This is a genomic window from Nitrobacter winogradskyi Nb-255, from assembly GCF_000012725.1.
GTDB lineage: Bacteria > Pseudomonadota > Alphaproteobacteria > Rhizobiales > Xanthobacteraceae > Nitrobacter > Nitrobacter winogradskyi.
The window spans coordinates 595,248-613,931 of the sequence record NC_007406.1 but is presented as its reverse complement, the minus strand read 5'-3'; the positions used below and the strand labels follow the sequence as shown (position 1 = coordinate 613,931).

The window sequence follows — 18,684 nt, the reverse complement described above, 5'->3', positions numbered from 1 at the left end:
GCTTCGCTCGAAAACGCTACAGCGCAGCGTCGTCTCGAGATCATGCTCGCATTGCGGGGACCGCCTGTTCGTCCTGCCCGGTGACGAGGCGATCAAGTTCCGTCGACAGCGCGTCCTGCCACGTTGGCGGAGTTAATCCGAAACGTTCTCGGAGTTGCGACAGGTCGAGCCTGGAATTGCCAGGCCGCCTTGCCCTGGTCGGAAAATCCGCCGTCGCGATCGGGATGATCGTCTCCACAGACAGTCCCGCACCGCGCGACTTCAATCCGCCGACAATGGCGGTGGCGAAGCCGTGCCAACTGGTTTCGCCCGCACAGGCGAGATTGACCACGCCGCCGCTGCGCGCGAACAACGCGCTCAAATCCGATGCATTCGAGAGCACGATGCGAGACACGGCATCGGCGATCGTGTTTGCCGTGGTCGGAGCGCCTGTCTGATCGGCGACAATGCGCAACTCCTTGCGTTCGCCGGCCAGCCGCGCGATCGTGCGCAGGAAATTGGCTCCGCTCGCGGCATAGACCCACGAGGTGCGCGCGATCAGATGCGGCCCGCCGGCCGCCTCGATGGCGAGATCGCCGGCGAGCTTGCTGGCGCCATAGACCGAGAGAGGACCCGTGGGACTGTCCTCACGCCACGGCTTGTCGCCAGAGCCATCGAAGACGTAGTCGGTGGAGAAATGAATCAACGGCACACGATGCCGTGCCGACCATTCCGCGATCGCAGCGGGTGCTTTGGCGTTGACGAGGAAAGCGAGTTCACGCTCGTCTTCCGCGCGATCCACCGCGGTATAGGCCGCGGGATTGATGATGAGATCGGGTTTGAATCGGTCGAGCGCCCCGGCGAGCGTTTCGGGATTCGACAGGTCGAACGCGCTGCGCGACGGCGCGATGACCATGCCGCCTTCCTTCAGCAGCGGACGCAGCGCTCCGCCGACCTGACCGCTACTACCCGTCAACAGTATCCGCATCAGACTTGCCATCACACCTGCCCATGGATTGGAAAGTTCTTTACGTCCGCCAGCAGCGGAGCGTCCGCGTCCTTGGCGGACAAGGACGGCGTCTCCACGCCCCAGTCGATACCGATCGTAGGGTCATTCCAGCGAATCGAGAGTTCGTTCTTCGGACTGTAGAGGTCGTCGCATTTGTAGAAGAAATCGGCCGTCTCGGAGAGAACGACAAAGCCGTGCGCGAAGCCGCGGGGGACCCAGAGCTGCCGCCTATTCTCTTCGCTCAACTCAACAGCGACGTGACGGCCGAAATTCGGACTGCCGGCGCGCACGTCGACCGCGACATCCAGAACCTTACCGCGCAGCACCGTGACCAGCTTCCCTTGCGGAGATGGGTTTTGCAGGTGCAACCCGCGCAGCACGCCCCGCGCGGAGCGGGAGAGGTTGTCCTGAACGAACGGTCGCGTGACGCCGTGCTCGGCGTAACGGGGAAACTGATACGTCTCGAGAAAAAAGCCGCGCTGGTCTCCGAACAGCCGGGGTTCGAAGATGACGACCTCGGGAACTTCGGTTTGAATAACATTCATTTTCAGTTTCTTTGCATTTGTTAACTCATGACGCCTTCTCATTGATAACAAACTTGCACGCTTAACACTATATGTTATGTTGTCTGCGATAGATGAGAGGGGCCATGAAGGGCATCATTCTTGCGGGGGGGACGGGTTCCCGCCTTTACCCGGTGACGACAGTCGTTTCCAAGCAACTCCTGCCCGTCTTCGACAAGCCGATGATTTATTATCCGCTGTCGACGCTGATGCTGGGCGGCATCCGGGAAATCATGATTATTTCGACACCGCAGGACGAGCCGCTGTTTCACCGGCTGCTCGGCGACGGCAGTGAAATCGGCATGCGCTTTGCCTATGCGACGCAGGAATCCCCGCGCGGGCTGGCGGACGCCTTCATCGTCGGCCGCGATTTTATCGGCTCCGACGCCGTCGCCCTCGTGTTAGGCGATAACATTTTCTACGGTCACGGATTGCCTCAACTGTTATCATCCGCATCCTCCCGCAACAAGGGAGCCACCGTCTTCGGCTATGTCGTGAACACCCCTGAGCAGTACGGGGTCGTTGAACTCGACGATACCGGGCGCGCGCGCTCGATCGAAGAGAAGCCGAGGCAACCAAAATCCAACATTGCCGTGACCGGGCTGTACTTTTACGACAACGATGTTGTCGAGATCGCGGCGGGTGTCAAGCCGTCGGCACGCGGCGAGATCGAGATCACGGACGTCAACAACGCCTATCTCGAGCGCGGCGACCTCTATGTCGAAGTGCTCGGGCGCGGCTTCGCCTGGCTGGACACCGGGACGCATTCCTCGCTGGTCGAGGCCAGCCACTTCGTCCAGATCCTGGAGCAGCGCCAGGGCTTGCGCATCGCCTGCCCCGAGGAAATCGCCCTGCGGCAAGGCTACATCTCGCTTCAGGCCTTTGAGAAAGCCGCCGCGAGGAACGGGAAAAGCAGCTACGGCGAGTATCTGAGATCCGTTGCCCATTCATACCAGTGTTGATTTCATTCGCGGGAGGCGACCTGTTATGCGCTTCAAGGCTTCGACCATTTTCGTCACAGGCGGCGCGGGATTCATCGGCTCGGCGGTGGTTCGTCACCTCTTGCACGATACTCACGCTCGCGTGGTCAACATCGACAAATGCACCTACGCGGCGAACCTCGATTCATTACCCGGCACGAACGAAAACCTGAACTATGCCTTCGAAAAGCAGTGCATCTGCGACAGCGCCGGGCTGCGCCATCTGTTCGAGAAATATCGGCCGGACGCCGTCATGAACCTCGCCGCCGAGAGTCATGTCGACCGCTCCATCGACGGCCCCGGTGAATTTATCCAGACCAACATTGTCGGCACCTTCACTCTGCTGCAGGAAACCTTGCGTCACTGGCGCTCGCTCTCGCCCGAGAAGCGGGAGAAGTTCCGCTTCCTGCACGTCTCGACCGACGAGGTCTTCGGTTCGCTCGGCGATAGCGGTTATTTCACCGAGGCCACCGCCTACGCGCCAAACTCGCCTTATTCGGCGAGCAAGGCATCCTCCGACCATCTGGTTCGCGCCTGGCGCGAAACCTATGAGCTGCCGACGCTGATCACCAATTGCTCGAACAACTACGGGCCCTATCACTTTCCGGAAAAGCTGATCCCCCACATGATCATCAAGGGTCTCGCGTGCGAGCCGCTGCCTGTCTATGGCGACGGCAGGAATATCCGGGACTGGCTCTATGTCGATGATCACGCAAGAGCGCTGTCGCTGGTTCTGGAACACGGCGCTGTTGGTCACACCTACAATGTCGGCGGGCGTAACGAGCGAACAAACCTGCATGTGGTCGAGAGCATCTGTGATCTGCTCGACGAGATCGCCCCGAACACGACCAACCGGCATCGCGATCTCATCACCTTCGTCACTGACCGTCCCGGTCACGATCGACGCTACGCCATCGACGCGTCCAAGCTCGAACGCGAGCTGGGCTGGCGGGCGAAAGAGGATTTCGAGAGCGGCATCGAGAAAACCGTCCGGTGGTATGTCGACGAGCAGCCGTGGTGGCAGGCGATCCTGGCGAGAGGCTACGCGGCCAGGCGCGTGGGACTGAGGCAATAGCCTGTCGACACATCGCTCGAGAGTTTATCCCGTGATCGGAAACCAGGATCTGTAATACATGCGCATCGTGATGATCGGCGCCGGCTATGTCGGCCTGGTGTCGGCAGCCTGCTTTGCTGATTTCGGACATGACGTGACATGCGTCGACAAGGATTGCGAGAAGATCGCGGCACTCAATCAATACAGGATCCCGATTTTCGAACCCGATCTCGACAAACTCGTCGAGTCCGGCGTCAATTCTGGCCGGTTGAGATTCGGAGTGGATCTCTCCGACATCGGCGAAGCCGACGCCGTATTCATCGCGGTCGGAACGCCGTCACGCCGCGGCGACGGTCACGCCGATCTGAGCTACGTGCATGCCGCGGCTCGCGAGATCGCTGGTTTGCTGGAGGGCTTCACCCTCATCGTCACCAAATCGACGGTTCCCGTCGGAACCGGCGACGAGGTGGAGCGAATCATTAAAGAGACTAATCCGGAAGCCGACTTCGCCGTTGTTGCAAACCCCGAATTCCTGCGGGAGGGCGCTGCGATCCGCGACTTTCAGCATCCGGATCGCATCGTGGTCGGAACCGATGACGAGCGCGCGAAGAAAGTGATGGGTCAGATCTACCGTCCCCTCTATCTCAACCAGGCACCCATCCTCTATACCAGCCGACGCACCGCCGAACTGATCAAGTACGCGGCCAACGCCTTTCTCGCGACCAAGATCACCTTCATCAACGAGATCGCGGATCTCGCGGAACGCGTCGGCGCCAACGTGCAGGACGTCGCGCGCGGCATCGGGCTCGACAATCGCATCGGCGCCAAGTTTCTTCATGCCGGTCCAGGCTATGGCGGCTCCTGCTTTCCAAAGGACACCCGCGCGCTGTCGAAGACCGCGCTCGACTATGGCGTGCAGCTCCGCGTCGTCGAGGCGACCCTGACCGTGAACGAGATCCGCAAGCGCACCATGTCGCGAAAGGTCTCTGGCGCGCTGGACAACGACATTCGCGGCAAGACCATCGCCGTGCTCGGCCTGACCTTCAAACCCGACACCGATGACATGCGTGAAGCGCCGTCGATCGCACTGATTGCCGGCCTGCTCGATTTCGGCGCCAAGGTGAGAGCACACGATCCCGTCGGCATGGAGCAGGCGAAGAAGGAACTCTCCGATATTGAGTTTTGCGACGATCCTTACGCCTGCGCCCGCGGCGCCGACGCGCTGGTGATCGTGACCGAGTGGCGACAGTTCCGCGCGCTGGACCTCGAGCGGATCCGAACAGACATGGCCACGCCTGTTATCGTGGATCTGCGAAACATCTACAGGCCGGAAGACGTGCGGTCAGCGGGGTTCAGGTATGAGAGCATCGGTAGAGCCTAGAACGAACAATTCAGGAAATGACGCCTTGCTTGCCTCTCCCATGGCCGCAACGGACAGGACACAGCAATTGCTGCCGAGAATGTCGTCGGACGAAGCGGCCCTGTTCCTGTCATTCGTCAGAAACAGCCGCATCTATGTGGAGTTCGGAACCGGCGGAAGCACGGTCGTCGCATCAAGGCACGTCCAGAGCTCGATCCTTTCCGTCGACTCGTCCCGGGAGTGGCTCGACCAGGTCAGGACCGCATGCGCTCCGAACCAGACACAGCCGGAGCTGATCTTTGTCGATATCGGCCCGATCGGGGAATGGGGCTTTCCTACCGATGCCTCCACGAAAAAGCGCTGGCCGGACTATCACTCGGCCATCTGGAAAATGCCGGAAAGCACCGCCGCCGATCTCTATTTCGTCGACGGCCGCTTCAGGGTCGCCTGCTTCGCGCAGATCGTGTTGCACTGTAATCCGAATGCGATCATCGGCATTCACGACTTCACGTCACGTCCGAAGTATCATTGCGTCAGGGAGATCGCGCGCGAGATTGCAACAGCAGGCGACATCTCGTTCTTCCGTCCGCTACCGGAAAAGAAAATTGCCGAGTCCATCCTGCAATCGTTTCATTCCGAGCCGTCTTGAGAGCGATTTCGCTTTTGCCGGGATTAGAAGCGAAGCTTTAGTGATCCTGATTTGACGCGTTTTCTTCACGCGAACCGAGGTCCATCCTCGGGTCAAGCCCGAGGACATGCTTCGCTCGAAAACGCTATAAACGACTTCGGCGTCCCGCCCCCAATCGCCGGGCGCACGGAAGTGATAGGGCGGTCAACGCCGCACCTTTTCCGCGCAGCATTCTCGTCGCAACTCTTAGCGATGAATCAGCTTCTTGAGCTCAGGCAGGAACTTCAGGATCGTCCGATCCTCGACGTCGTTACGGTCGCGAAGCATAAAGAACTCCATCGCCCGTATGCGTTCGGGATCGCCTGCCGCCAAGGGCCTTCCCCGCTCCCGCTTCTTCAGAAGCTGCTGTCGAGATTTCGTATAGTAATGATTGATGGCCAGTTTCCTGCGCTTCGGAACCGAGCATCGGCCGCCGATCGGAAAAACGGGAGAGCCGTCCTCCTGAACGTAACATCCGAGCACCAGAGATTGGTGGGGGTGAAGATAGGCCACGATCGCATCAGGGCGTACGATCGACTTCATCACATAATGATCCGGGAAATCATCGGGAGCCCTTCGCGTGAATGACTCGATGCAAAGGCCGTCTGGTTTTGCATCATGGCCATTGGAGCCGAAATTCAGCCACTGAACCGCGACCGCCGGCGCCGAAGGAATTCCGTCCAGAACATCCCTGATGCTCCCGCCCTCGACGGGATAGAGAAACTCATCGGCGTCGATGAACGCGCACCATTCGGAGCTGTTCCGGTAGCTGTCGATCGCGTGATGAAAGGCGCGTATCTGTCCGAACTCACCCTTCACATAGTGGTAGGTGATCATATCCGGCCAGGGAAAGGATTCGATTATCGCGCGTGTTTCGTCGGTGCTTTCATTGTCATACAGGTAGAAATGATCAACGCCGGCCAGCTTGTGAAAGTGCAGCCACTCAAGCAGATCGTCCGCCTCGTTCTTGATCGCGCAAACCATGGACAATCTGTGCTTCTTGCGGCTCACGCCCGCATAGAGCTTTCCGGCCTCCATCACACGCAGAAGGCCGGCGAATTCCCGGCGGAGATTTTCGCTCGCCGGGGCGACAGCCAAGGCGGCAAGGTAGGTGTCTTGCGCCGCCTGTGCCGAACCGATGTTCAAATGGGTTACGGCAAGCCGATGCAGGATACGGGGATCGGACGGCGTTTCTTTCGCGAGGCGCATCAGAATCTCCCGCGCTCGCGTAAAATCGCACGCCTGCATCAACACCGCGGCTCTCGCGAATTGATATTCGCTGTATCCGCTAAACTGCTCTTCCAGTTCCTTGACTGACCGCATCAACTCTTCAGGATTCGGATTGGCAATCCGTCCCGAAAAGAATTCTTTCAATCTTGGCTCGATCTCGTTGGCCGTGAGCGCCTCGACGCCCCGATCCAGACCGAGCCTTGTCAGTGCCGCAGTTTCCGTTTCCACCCCGTCATGCTCCAGGCTTGTTCAAAAAAACGGACATCGGCTCTCAGCCCCGGTGATGTAACTCGATTGTTATACGGTCTTACCAGATCAGAGCAGTGTTCCAGTTTATATGTGTGAGACCTGTTTTTGATTGTTGTAAGGTCCTTCCGAGGAAAATCAACAGATTAGTTAACAATGGCGCCCGCCAAATGTTAGTGCAATAAACAAGCTCGCACCGGGCGGTCGGAATGAAGTACAGACGAAAGGCGTTCTCGCATGTTGACCCGGCGCGCGGTTGTAGCCTCGCTGGCGGCGAACCTGTTTCCGCCCATCTTCGGCCGAACGAGCTTCGCGGTGAAACCCCGGCCTTTGGTCGGAGCAATCCGCTGGGATGCCTGGTATTCGCCGGGTTCAGCACCGACCGAAGCCGTCGAGAACTCGCTATCGCCCGAGAAGTATCGCTGGCGAGCGCCATTCTTTGCGAGGGGCTCCGCGCACGACCCGGCGTCCCTTTCTTTCCCCCCTATCACCCCGGAGGAAATGGACAAGGAGATACGTCAGGCCGCCTTTGCCGGTCTCGATTACTGGGCCTTCGTTGCCTACGGATCACACCATCCGATGTCGAAGGCGCTCTATCAGTTCAGAGCGAGCGCGGAGAGTGACAAACTCGGATACTGCCTGTTTACCGAACTCGACCGGTGGGGGTCGCGCAACAAGCCGACAACCTTGCTTCAAGAGCATATCGGTCTCATGGCGGACAGGAACTACCTGCGAGTCTCCGGTGATCGCCCTTTGTATTTTCTGGGTTTCATCGCACCCGCCTCGATCGAACGAAACTGGAAAGGAGTCGCGGGCCTGAGGGAGCAGATCGAAAAATTTAGAAGTATGGCTGCCGTGTCGGGCTTGGCGGATCCCTACATCGTGCTGGCGGGAGACCGGAATTTCCTGATGCGCGAAGCCAGGAATATCGGCGGCGATGCGACCGGATCATACGCGCTTACGGTAGGCAACGGCCGGGGATCCTTCTCCGATCTAACGCGAATTGCTGAGCGAGGCTGGAATGAACTCGGCAATGGTCATCTGCCTGTCGTGCCGACTGTGATGACGGGATGGGATCGACGTCCCCGCATTGAAAATCCCGTCCCATGGGAAAAAAAACAACGGCCGGGGGAAGGCATAGAGAACTTCTTCGCAGCGCCGACCAAGAAGGAACTCGCCGATCACTTGGCGCGCGCGCTCGATTGGGTCGGGGCCCGGCCGCAAGGTGAGCAGGCTCCCGTCGTGCTGATCTACGCCTGGAACGAGAACGATGAAGGCGGCTGGCTGATGCCGACGTTGCCGTGCCAGACAGATCGCCTTGACGCGCTGCGTCAGGTTCTGAAGAAGACAGCCGCTCCAGTTCGCAAGCCGGAACTCTGCTAAGCTGCTTTTACCTGCGTAGGGGTTCCAGAGCGGCTCGGATCCCGATGGAATCCGAACTGAGCTTCGATGATCCGACACTTGCCTTGACGCGAACCGGCATGGTCCATGCCCGGTCGATCCCGGATCATCGCCACATGAGCGGCATGGTCCACTCGTTCCAGTCAACGGTCCGATGGTCTGGATGGTAGGGAGCATACAACTGCTTCACCCAATAACAGAAGTTCGGATGAAGCTTGATGAGGTTGTAGAAGGCGTCTCCGAAGTTTATGGGGCTGAGGCAAACCCTGTTGACCGGCCGTTGAGCTATCGCGTTGACGCAGTACGACGACATGCAGGCCTTTGTCTCGCGCTCGGCCACGTTGCTCAGGCTGCGGAAGCTGTTCGTCGAATGGAGCCGATACATATAGCGATCCGAATCAACGTACTTCGGTTCCACCACCGTTACGGCGCGTAGTGCAAACTCCCAGTCGTGGCAGTATTTCAGGTCGGATAGCAACCCGATTTTTCTGAGCAGATCTCTGCTCATGACGAAGTTTCCGCTTGAGGCGGCGACCTGTGAATCCAGGAATATCCAGGATAACGGAGAGCCCGTTATCCGGCTGCGATCGATGGCGTATCGAAGCCTCGTCGGAAACTGGTGAGTCGTGACGGGCTTGCCGCTTTCATCGATCGGCTCGACTGCCGAAAAGCCAAAGAACAGCTTCTCTCTCTCATACTGGTTCGCAAATATCCGGATGCGATCCTTTGAGAATTTATCGTCCGAATTCAGGAAGAAGATCATTTCTCCCTTGGCAAGCGACAGCGCCCTGTTCCAGGTGCAGGGCGCTCCGAGGTTGAGAGGATTCTTCAGAAGCGAGCAGGATACGAATCGCTTGGCAAAGGATCTTTGTTTGAGAATCTTCTGTGCGATCTCGAAACTCCTGTCCGGGGAGTGATCGTCGACGATAATGAGCTCGACGTCGGAGAAGGTTTGCCGATAGATCGTCTCCAGGCACTCTTCGATGTACGCTTCATGCTTGTAACAAGCGATGACGACGCTGGCCAACATGTGAACTCTCTCAACTCAACGTCGAATAATGATCGAATGATTCGATCGGATGAGCGCGCGGTTCCCCTCACCCACCTCCAGAACCGCAATCTGATACTCTCCTTCAGGAAGATCATGCACGAGAAAGGAGAGCTGGAAGCCAAAGTAACAATCGCTGCTCCTGGTCCGCATATATTCCTTGACGTCAAATCGCTCATGCCAATCCACGACCAGACAGTAACCATTATGGTCCTGCTTTCTGGAATCAGTGGAGAGGAGGATGAGGAAAGCAATCCTCTGCTTGCTTGCCTCGAAGGTATCGCCCGCACAGACCCATCCCCGTACGAGCACGGCGGATCGCGGGTCAACCACCACCCGTTCATTCGTTTGCGAGTTGATATTCTCTATGACCAGCAGCGATTCGGCCGGATTCTCCGGTGCGCCTTCGGCCTCAACGGGCATCCCGGCACGCATATGCTGCAGGCCGGAATAGACCATCTCCGACCGATGAATGTTCGCAAGAAGCTGAACGTGAGTGGATGCCTCCTTCATCGCCTGCTCGAGCTCCTGCCGGCTCAAGCAGTCCAGCAAATCCGGATTCGAGCGGACCTGAGCCGAAATCGGCTCGGACGACGCCACCCTTCTCACCGCTTCCAGGAATGCCCGGCCGTATCGCGAGTCTGGCTCCAGGTGAGCCCCCTCGGCCCATTCGTTCCAGGAGTTGATGAAGACGATCGGCTCCGCAAACGGACCGCGTCTTGCCCGTCCCGTGGCGTCCCGCAGCCAGACCTCGAACGCCTCCGGACTCGATCTGTTGAAGACATGTCCCCGTGAGCCTTTGCGAGGCGTGTTGTCCCAACGCGGCATGACGGCCGGAAAATAGGGAAAATCATAGGTCTTGCCCAGCGACGAACGCACGGCATCGACATAGTCGTAAACTTTTCCGGTGAAGCTCTCCGGCGCGCCGAACTCGGACGGCGGCTGCTCCCTCGTCGAGACGGTATGCGGAGGAAACTCCACGGCCGCATCACAACTCAGGTCGCGCGGATCGAATTCCCCGAATGTCATGGCGTTGCAGATCAGAATATCGCCGATGCCTAACTGCTTTGCTCTAGCGCGCCATGTATCAAACAGGCTCTGCCTGTCCGGCAACAGGGACGGACGATAGACCAGGATGATCTTGCGCCCATCGACCTTGATATAGCGCTCATCGAGCAGCAGCTGCGCCATATCGTCGATAAAGCGAACGTCATCCTCCAGCGCGTGATTCTGCCCGAGCAGAAGCTCGGCATCCGAACCGTCCCAGCGACGCGACCAGTTCTCGTTCGCCCAGCAAATGCAGAACGGCAGGTCCGGCTCTCCATCTTCCAGGAGAAGCTCCAATGGTCTTTCAAGAAGCCTGCGGCCCTGAAACCAGTAGACGTAGTAGCAGAAGCCATGAATGCCGTAGCGTCGGGCCAGCTCGGCCTGTTGCCGGCGGGTCTCCGTCAATCTCACGTCATAAAAGCCAAGGTCCGCCGGCAGCCAAGGAGATTCATGCGCGGGAAACTGAGGGCGCATACGCGAGATATTGGTCCATTCGGTAAAGCCGGGTCCCCACCATCGGTCATTCTCCTCGAACGAGTGGAACTGGGGGAGATAAAAACAGACATGACGCACCTGCTTGCCGGCCGGATCCGGATCAGGCGTGATACGCCGGTTGTTATTCGGGATCAGCAGGTCCGTGTAATCGGAGGGAGAGAATCCGAGCGCAACGACCAGTTCCTCGGGGGCGAGAGCGTCGAAGAGCGGGATCTCGAAGAACTCTCCATCATCCAGCCGCACGCGAAGATAGACCTGGGTCTGGCCCGGATCGGCCAATGTGTTTCCGAGCGCACGCGCCAGGCGGCGGCGCGCGACAGGGTTTGCCAGATCGATCCGGAATCCGGGACGGCCGATTGCCATTCCCGACCCGACTCCCGCAGGAGCCGCGCGTTCCGTTCTCGTCTCCTCGATGGCGTGAGAGCCGACAAAGAGCGAAAGAGAAACAGATGTCGCCAACGACCTGGCATCGACAATCCAGCCGAAAATTTCCCGGCCGGACTGCTCCAGTATCGCTCCGCGCAGGCGCGCGCCCGACTCCAGATCGTCGAGATCCGGATCCAGGAACGAGCTTTGAAGATTATCTTCATGTGAAATAGGACTGGCGACGGGTCGCGTCCCCTTTGCACTTCTCACATCGCGTTCCGCAATCTTGTTCATCGCACCCGGATCTCCTCACAGCCCCTGAAACTGGTAGACACATGACCTCGCATCACGCGCGCGACCGAAGGCAGGCATCTGGCGTCCCGTCCGCGAAACCTTGCGTGAAGAAGGATAGCCCCGCATTCAAATCCTCAAGATCGAACCTGATAGCGAACGGCGCTCAGCCATCGACCGTCGTTACGCCGATCGCATTCAGACGGTGCCGGGCGCCTTCATGGTTGTGACCGGCCGCCCGGCGATACCACTGCACCGCCGCATCCTGATCCTTCGTCACGCCGCTTCCCGACATCAACGCGTCGCCGAGCGCAATCTGCGCTTCCGCCACATCCTGCCGGGCCGCCTTCTCGAACCATTCGACCGCCTTCCCGAGGTCGACCTCGCATCCCTGTCCTTTTCCAAGCATCACCGCGAGGTTGAACTGCGCGATCCTGTGTCCCTGTTGCGCGGCGGCCTCGTACCACCTCACCCCTTGCGCGACATCCTGAGCCAGGCCGGCGCCGGTGCAATACAGCACGGCGAGCTGAAACTGCGCGCCGGCATGGCCCGCATGAGCGGCCTTCGTCATCCATGACGCGGCAGCCTTCGCGTCACTCATGCCGCTGCCCGGATCGAGATGAAGCAGCGCAAGGGTATATTGTGCATCGACATGCCCCGCGCCGGCGGCGCGTGCGAACCATGGAACGGCGGCCGCGATGTCTGTTTCTCCCCCGAACTTGCCCATATGCAGCACGCCGAGCTGGAACGCAGCCGGCGCGTGATCGGCCTCGGCCGCCTCGACCAGCAGCGCCTTTGCCTGCTCGAGCTGTTCCGCTGAACCATCCTGACGAAGCAGGAAAAGCGCATAGGCCGTCTGGGCGTCCGGGTCTCCGCCGTTGGCGGCCTTGCCGAGCCATTCTCTTGCCAGCTTCTGATCGCGCGGCACACCGTTGCCTGCCGAATAAAGTTTTCCGAGCTGCAGCTGCGCGGCGCGGATGCCGCCTTCGGACGCGCGCTCGAACCATTCGATCGCGCGGTCTACATCGCGTTCGACGCCGGATCCGTTGAGATAAAAAATGGCGATGTTGAACGCGGCAGTCGCGTGACCGTTGCGGGCCGCGCGCTCGAACCATTTTGCAGCCTGACGAATGTTCGGGCCGACGCCGGTGCCCATCGCATAGAATCGGCCCATGAAGAATTGCGCCTGTACGTCGTCCCGCTCGGCGGCCTTCTCATACCAGACCGCGGCCTCCCGAAGATCCGGAGCAAATCCTCCGCCGTGCGAATAGAATTCCGCCAGCGCCTGAATCGCGGGAAAGTAATCCTTGCGCGCCGCCTTGCGCAGCGCGGTTTCAGCCTTGTCGATATCCTTCGCGACGCCATGGCCCTTCAGGCGTAACAAGCCGATGTTGTACAGCGCGATGATATCGTCATGCATCGCAGCGCCCTGGAACAGGCGTGCCGCTTCCGCAGGGTTCTCCGGCATTCCCGTTCCCTTCAGGTTCATGAACGCGAGCGCGACCTGCGCCCTGACGTGATCCTGCTCGGCCGCCTTGCGATACCAGACCGCGGCCTGCTCGAAGTCGACGGGAACCCCTTTGCCCTGAAAATGAATATCGCCGAGAGCGAATTCCGCGGCAGCACAGTTCTGCTCGGCCGCAACCCCATACCATGCAAGCGCTATCTGGAGATTCTTCTCGCAGCCTAATCCCTCACTGTACATATTGCCGAGGACCGTCTGCGCTTCGGCTTTGCCTTTGTCCGCCGCGGCCGATATCCAGTGAAACGCAGCGTCAACATTCCGCTCAACGCTCGTTCCATGCGGAAACACAAGCTGGTGTATGTTCGACGCCTTGTCGCCGAGACGTATGGCCGAGGACTGGCGCCATGTTTCGTGGCGATGCGGGCCCAGCAGCGGCTTCTCCCCCTGCAGAAAGATCAGGCCGAGTTGAAACTGCGCGTCGACATGGCCCAGCCGGGCCGCGCGCTCATACCAGATCGCGGCATCTGGCACGCTCCTGACGACCCCTTCGCCTTTCACATAAAGCCTTCCGATCCGATAGGCGGCCTCGGCCTCGCCCGCCTCCAGCGCCAGCTTCCAGCACCTGACCGCTTCAAGATACTCGCCGCGCTCATACGCGCCCATTCCATGCTCGAAGAGGCCACCGCGAGAAGGCCCAAGAACCGGACGACGAACCCACTGGAGAAGCGATCTGGATGAAAGCATCATGGCTCCCGCATGGCCTCGCTCATGCCTTTCAGCATTCCGCCGAGCAGATACATCGCCACAGAACGGGTCCCGACGTTGATATCTCCTTGCAGGGTCATGCCGGGAATGAGACGAAAATTGCTCGGCACGCCCTTGAAGGCGGACGCGTCCACCGAGCATCTCGCCTTGTAATAGGCATCGACCGGCTTGCCGTCATCGTCGGTCGTGAATGTGCCCTCGCTGATCCAGCGCACCTTGCCATGCGCCGTGCCATGCTCCGCCGCGTTGAAAGCATCGATCTTCATCACGCAGGGGTCGCCTGCCCGGATGAATCCCACATCCCGCGAGGAGATCCTGATTTCCGCTTCAAGCTTGGTGTCGATCGGCATGAGCGTAATGAAGGGATCGCCCGGTTTGAGCACTGATCCGACCGAAAGCTTGGCCATTGTCAGCACCACGGATGGTTCGGCAGCCGTCCAGCGCACGAGATCCTGGTGCTTGAAAGCTTTCTCATAAGTTGCCCGCGCTTCATCCAGCTTGTTGCGCGTCGTCACCAGGTCCTGGCTCAGTTGCGCGAACCACTGCTGCTTGAATGCATCGCGATCGGCGGTGATCGATCCGAGTGTGTTCTGCGCCTCGATCAGGCCGTTGTGCGCATTCTCCAGCGTCCGCAGCAACTCCAGCCTGGCGTCCTGGGAGATGTACATGTTGAGCTGGGATCCGGTGCCGCGCTCGGCAAGCGTCGTGCGCATCTGCTCGATCTTCGCCATGATCTCCTCGCGCTGCCGATAGCGGGTATCATCAGCGCGAAGTTTCTCGATCGTCGCCTTGGTTTCCCTGATCTTTGATTCGAAGCTGTTGATCTGGGCCTGATACTGAGCCACGCGCTGTTCATAGAGCGCCTTCTGCAAAGCGGCGTACTTCTGGAAGTCGGAATCCGGATTATCAGGAAACACCAGCGGCTGCTGTTTCAACTCCGCCTCATCGCGCGCCGCCTGCGCTTCCAGGCTCGCGATCTGCAACTTCGCCTGCGTCAGATCCGCCGAGGTGAAAGTGGCATCGAGCGTCGCGAGCAACTGCCCGGTCTTCACCTGCTCGCCCTCGCGCACGTCGATCGTCTTGATGATCGATGGATCGAGCGCCTGCAAGACATTGACATGACCGACAGGGACGATATTTCCGCTCAAGCTGGTGATGACGCGATCGACCTGCGTCAGACACAGAATTGCGACGATCGAAACCAGGAATGCGGACAATACGAACAGGGTGACGCGCGCGACCAGCGGCTCCGCCGCCTCCCGGATTGCGTCGGTCTCCGACTGGAACTGGCGAACGGTCGCGAGCGAGGCCTGGCTAGGAGACAAGGGTCGGACTCCGGAGTTTCGGCTTATCGTTGCGGACCGCCGGCGCGAGATGCGTATTCTGCTGGTACCAGAGCGAACTGTAGATATCGTTCCGCGCCAGCAGTTCCTCATGACGCCCGATATCGTTGACCACGCCACGATCGAGCACAAGGATGGCATCGGCGGTCGTCAGCGACGACAGGCGATGCGAAATGACGATCAGCGTCCGGCCGCTTGCGATCCGCGCGATGTTGGCATTCACGATGGCTTCGCTGTCGGCGTCGAGCGCGCTCGTGGCCTCGTCGAGGATCAGAATCGGAGGATCGACGATCAGCGCGCGGGCGATCGCCAACCGCTGCCGCTGCCCTCCTGAAAGATTGGGCGATCCTTCGTAGACATAGGTTTCGTAGCCGCGCGGCAGCTTGTCGATGAACTCCTCCGCGCCGGCCAGCCGCGCCGCCTTGACGATATCGTCAAAGGTGGCGTCGGGAGTGGCCGCGCAGATATTCTCCCGAATCGTGCCGCTGAAGAGAAAGTTCTCCTGAAGCACGATGCCGACATTCCTGCGCAGGTGATCGATGTCGTACTCGCGAACATCGATGCCGTCGATCTTGATCAGTCCGTCATAGTCCGAATGCAATCGTTGCAGGAGTCGCGTGATCGTGGTCTTCCCCGAACCGCTCTTGCCCATCACACCGAGCGTGGCTCCGGGCGTCGCTTCAAAGGAAATACCGTTCAGCGAAGGCGAAACCGCCCCCTTGTACCGGAAGGTAACGTTAGAGAACTCCACCTTGCCTTCAATCGGCGAGCGAACGCCGTGGCCGGCACGGCCCTCCTCGGCCGGCTGGTTCACCAGCTTGCTGACCGTAGCCACCGCGCTACGCGCCTCGTCGTATTGATTGATCAACTGCGCGATCTGCATCAGCGGGCCCGATACGCGCTGCGACAGCATCAGGAAGGCAAACAGCGCTCCGATATAGACGGGATCACTGTTTACAAGCGCGAGATAAACGCCGACTGCATAGGAACCGCTCACCGCCAGTCGCTCCAAGGGGCGCACCACCGCCTGGATCGCGTTTCCGGTCATTCCTTCCGCAAGCCGCGCCTTGGCCACGCGCGCAACCAGCACATCCCACATATGGCGTTGCCGCGCGTCGAGCGCGAGCGACTTCACCGTTCGGATGCCGTTGAGCGTTTGAACCAGAAACGCGCCCTGCGCGCCTTCGGCGACCAGAACGGCATTCGACACCTTGCGGTAGGTCGGCAGCATCAGCATGAGCCATCCGACGATCATTGCCGATATCGTCAGAACAATTAGCGTCATGATCGGACTGAAGAAGAACATGACAGGCAGGAAGAAGATCAGCGTCGTCGAATCCAGTATCGTGCCGAACAGCTGACCCATCAGGAACGAGCGGATGCGATAGACTTCATGGATGTCGCGCGCCACCAGGCCGACGGCGGTCTGCTCGAAATAATCGATCGGAAGATTGAGGACTTTCTCAAACACGTAGGTGGACAGCTTGACGTCAAGCCTGGTCGTCAGCCGGTGAACGAGGACTTGCCTGAGGAAGGCGAAGACGGCCTCGAACGCGATGATGACCAGCATCGCCAGACAAAGCACATAGAAGGTGTTGAACGCGTGATAGAAGATCACCTTGTCCGACAGCAGGCGCCAGAACATGATGGGCGCGAGACCGAGGAAGCCCAGCACCAGCGCGGCGATGGCGACATCCCGTACGATACGGCGCTCGCGAAACAGCAACGCCGCGACGAGACCGAAACTGAAGGGCTGCGACTCGTCGGAAATCTCATAGTTGCGCTTTGCCAGAATGACATCCCCGGACCAGATGTCTTCGAAGCGAAGCCTGTCGATCACCAGCAGCGCGTCTTCCGCGGCGTTCGGATCCCTCAGCGCGATGCGGGTATTGTTGGCGTCTCCCTCCACGGCCAGCAACACCATGAAGCTTCCGTTGCGGAGGCCGACAATGGCCGGAAGCGCCTTTTTCAGATGGGACAGCCCGTCCCAATCCAGATTGACGTGCTTCGACCGCATGCCGGCGTTCTCGGCGCAGCGGACCAACTGGCCCGGAGACACTTCCCTTTCGGCAAGAAGATTATCCTTGGTGAGTTGTGTCGAAGTGAGATCAAGTCCGTGCTGCCGGGCGATGATGACCAGGCATTCGAGGCCGGACGGCGGCATGGGATCGATATCGGCATCCTCGGCGACGGCTGGCGCGACCATGAATCTCGCTCTGTCTGTTGCAATTCATGATAGGTCATCTTTGCTATCAATAGATTGATAATGACCACTCAATAATAACATTACATACAATGAAAGTGACGGAAACACGAACATCTTAAAGTGATAAGGCGGCAGCGTTCGGGGTTGATGGACCGCATTGATCGAATTGCGAAGCGCGGATCAGGAGGCCCGGCTTAACATTTGCGGTCCCGCGACGCATTGCGGACAGCCGCGTGGCGCGCTTTCGCGCGAAAGCATACTCTCAAGGCTCGCCCCCGGAGATGAGCATCCCGGTTCGGGCGAATAACGCGCGTCAGATCAAATCCGGGAGCCCCGTCGTTGATCATTCCCGCTGTTGATCATTAGAAGCGTTTTCGAGCGAAGCATGTCCTCGGGCTTGACCCGAGGATGGAATCCGGTTCGCGTGAAGAAAACGCGTCAAAACAAGATCATAGAGCCTCGCTTCTGATTCCATCAGAAGCGAAAAGGCTCTAGAAGCGGAAAAGCTCTAACCCGCCAGTTCCTGAAAGTTGAACCCGCTCGCCAACAAGGTTTTCTTGATGGCCGCATCATCAGCCTCGGGCATCAAGGCCAGCGCGCAGACCTCGAAATTCTGCATCGCCACCGACACGGTGGGAAAGCCGGCCGTCAACAACAGATTGCCGAGCCTCTCCGCGGTAAACCCGGTGCGATGAGCCATATGAACGTGCCCTTCCTCGATCGCCCGGGAATGACCGTAGAGCATGTCGAGCGGCCGGATCGGACCGGCCGGCGAATGATAGGCGACGGCCGCAATGCCCTGCTCAACGATAAAATGAGCCACCGCCGTAACATCGGGACTCATGATCAGGGCGAAGCCGTCCGGTTTCAGGACCCGATGGAACTGGCGCAGGGTGGGAAAGATCTCGTGGGCATAGAGATGCTCAAGAACGTGCGACGACCATATCACGTCAAACGATTGCGGCGCGAACGACGTTTCCAGTTCGAGGATGGAGCCTACGACGTGAGGTTTGACGTTCGGGTCGATATCAAAGCGCAATTCCTCCAGTCCTCGCTCCTGAACCAGTCGAGCGATTCGTCTGGCGGAGCCTGGGCCGGAGCCCGCATTGAGCAAGCGCTTGATACCTGGGTTCAATATCGACTCCTGGGTCCCGCCGAAGCTATCGGAG

The 18,684-nt window shown here is 59.4% G+C and carries 14 protein-coding genes; 5 read left to right on the top strand and 9 right to left on the bottom strand.

The genetic code is table 11. The features are described 5' to 3' along the window. Window positions 1-40 precede the first annotated feature (40 nt). Window positions 41-967, bottom strand: coding sequence for a dTDP-4-dehydrorhamnose reductase (rfbD, locus tag NWI_RS02840; protein WP_011313875.1), 927 nt, complete (start codon window positions 965-967; stop codon window positions 41-43). Between the two features lie 11 nt (window positions 968-978). After that, entirely contained in the window at window positions 979-1,533 is a 555-nt protein-coding gene (gene rfbC, locus NWI_RS02835) for a dTDP-4-dehydrorhamnose 3,5-epimerase (protein ID WP_041344697.1), read from the bottom strand. Between the two features lie 104 nt (window positions 1,534-1,637). On the opposite strand from rfbC, the gene rfbA reads away from it, so the two are divergent. From rfbA to NWI_RS02815, 4 genes are read left to right on the top strand one after another with little or no spacing between them, the layout of a single operon-like run. Continuing rightward, the gene (rfbA, locus tag NWI_RS02830) at window positions 1,638-2,513 is read left to right on the top strand and encodes a glucose-1-phosphate thymidylyltransferase RfbA (RefSeq protein WP_011313873.1); all 876 of its coding nucleotides are present in this window, start codon (window positions 1,638-1,640) and stop codon (window positions 2,511-2,513) included. Window positions 2,514-2,538: 25 nt separating this feature from the next. After that, the gene (gene rfbB, locus NWI_RS02825) at window positions 2,539-3,606 is read left to right on the top strand and encodes a dTDP-glucose 4,6-dehydratase (RefSeq protein WP_011313872.1); all 1,068 of its coding nucleotides are present in this window, start codon (window positions 2,539-2,541) and stop codon (window positions 3,604-3,606) included. Between the two features lie 58 nt (window positions 3,607-3,664). Next, complete coding sequence (locus NWI_RS02820; protein ID WP_011313871.1) at window positions 3,665-4,966, top strand: UDP-glucose dehydrogenase family protein; 1,302 nt, start codon at window positions 3,665-3,667, stop codon at window positions 4,964-4,966. Between the two features lie 25 nt (window positions 4,967-4,991). After that, on the top strand, window positions 4,992-5,594 hold the full coding sequence (locus NWI_RS02815; RefSeq protein WP_244374953.1) for a hypothetical protein: 603 nt from the start codon (window positions 4,992-4,994) through the stop codon (window positions 5,592-5,594). 225 nt (window positions 5,595-5,819) lie between these two features. On the opposite strand, the gene NWI_RS02810 is transcribed toward NWI_RS02815, so the two are convergent. Continuing rightward, complete coding sequence (locus NWI_RS02810) at window positions 5,820-7,070, bottom strand: glycosyltransferase family 92 protein (RefSeq protein WP_011313869.1); 1,251 nt, start codon at window positions 7,068-7,070, stop codon at window positions 5,820-5,822. A 255-nt stretch (window positions 7,071-7,325) separates the two neighbouring features. Between NWI_RS02810 and NWI_RS02805 the strand changes: the two genes are divergently transcribed. Beyond that, the gene (locus tag NWI_RS02805; RefSeq protein ID WP_011313868.1) at window positions 7,326-8,471 is read left to right on the top strand and encodes a hypothetical protein; all 1,146 of its coding nucleotides are present in this window, start codon (window positions 7,326-7,328) and stop codon (window positions 8,469-8,471) included. A gap of 124 nt (window positions 8,472-8,595) precedes the next feature. On the opposite strand, the gene NWI_RS02800 is transcribed toward NWI_RS02805, so the two are convergent. The 6 genes from NWI_RS02800 to NWI_RS02775 all read right to left on the bottom strand — a co-directional run bounded on the left by NWI_RS02800 (window position 8,596) and on the right by NWI_RS02775 (window position 18,650). After that, a complete protein-coding gene (locus NWI_RS02800; RefSeq protein WP_011313867.1) occupies window positions 8,596-9,519 on the bottom strand; it encodes a glycosyltransferase family 2 protein in 924 nt (307 codons plus the stop codon). Window positions 9,520-9,534: 15 nt separating this feature from the next. Then, window positions 9,535-11,739: a glycosyltransferase WbsX family protein gene (locus NWI_RS02795; protein ID WP_011313866.1), complete on the bottom strand. Its 2,205-nt coding sequence runs from the start codon at window positions 11,737-11,739 to the stop codon at window positions 9,535-9,537. Between the two features lie 163 nt (window positions 11,740-11,902). After that, complete coding sequence (locus NWI_RS02790) at window positions 11,903-13,945, bottom strand: tetratricopeptide repeat protein (RefSeq protein WP_011313865.1); 2,043 nt, start codon at window positions 13,943-13,945, stop codon at window positions 11,903-11,905. After that, window positions 13,945-15,291: an HlyD family type I secretion periplasmic adaptor subunit gene (locus tag NWI_RS02785; protein WP_011313864.1), complete on the bottom strand. Its 1,347-nt coding sequence runs from the start codon at window positions 15,289-15,291 to the stop codon at window positions 13,945-13,947. Before NWI_RS02785 ends, NWI_RS02790 begins: the two co-directional genes overlap by 1 nt. Next, window positions 15,281-17,515, bottom strand: a complete 2,235-nt coding sequence (locus NWI_RS02780; RefSeq protein ID WP_011313863.1) for a peptidase domain-containing ABC transporter — start codon at window positions 17,513-17,515, stop codon at window positions 15,281-15,283. The genes NWI_RS02785 and NWI_RS02780 overlap by 11 nt, the downstream gene beginning before the upstream one ends. 508 nt (window positions 17,516-18,023) lie before the next feature. Further along, entirely contained in the window at window positions 18,024-18,650 is a 627-nt protein-coding gene (locus tag NWI_RS02775; RefSeq protein WP_011313862.1) for a class I SAM-dependent methyltransferase, read from the bottom strand. Window positions 18,651-18,684: the final 34 nt, after the last annotated feature.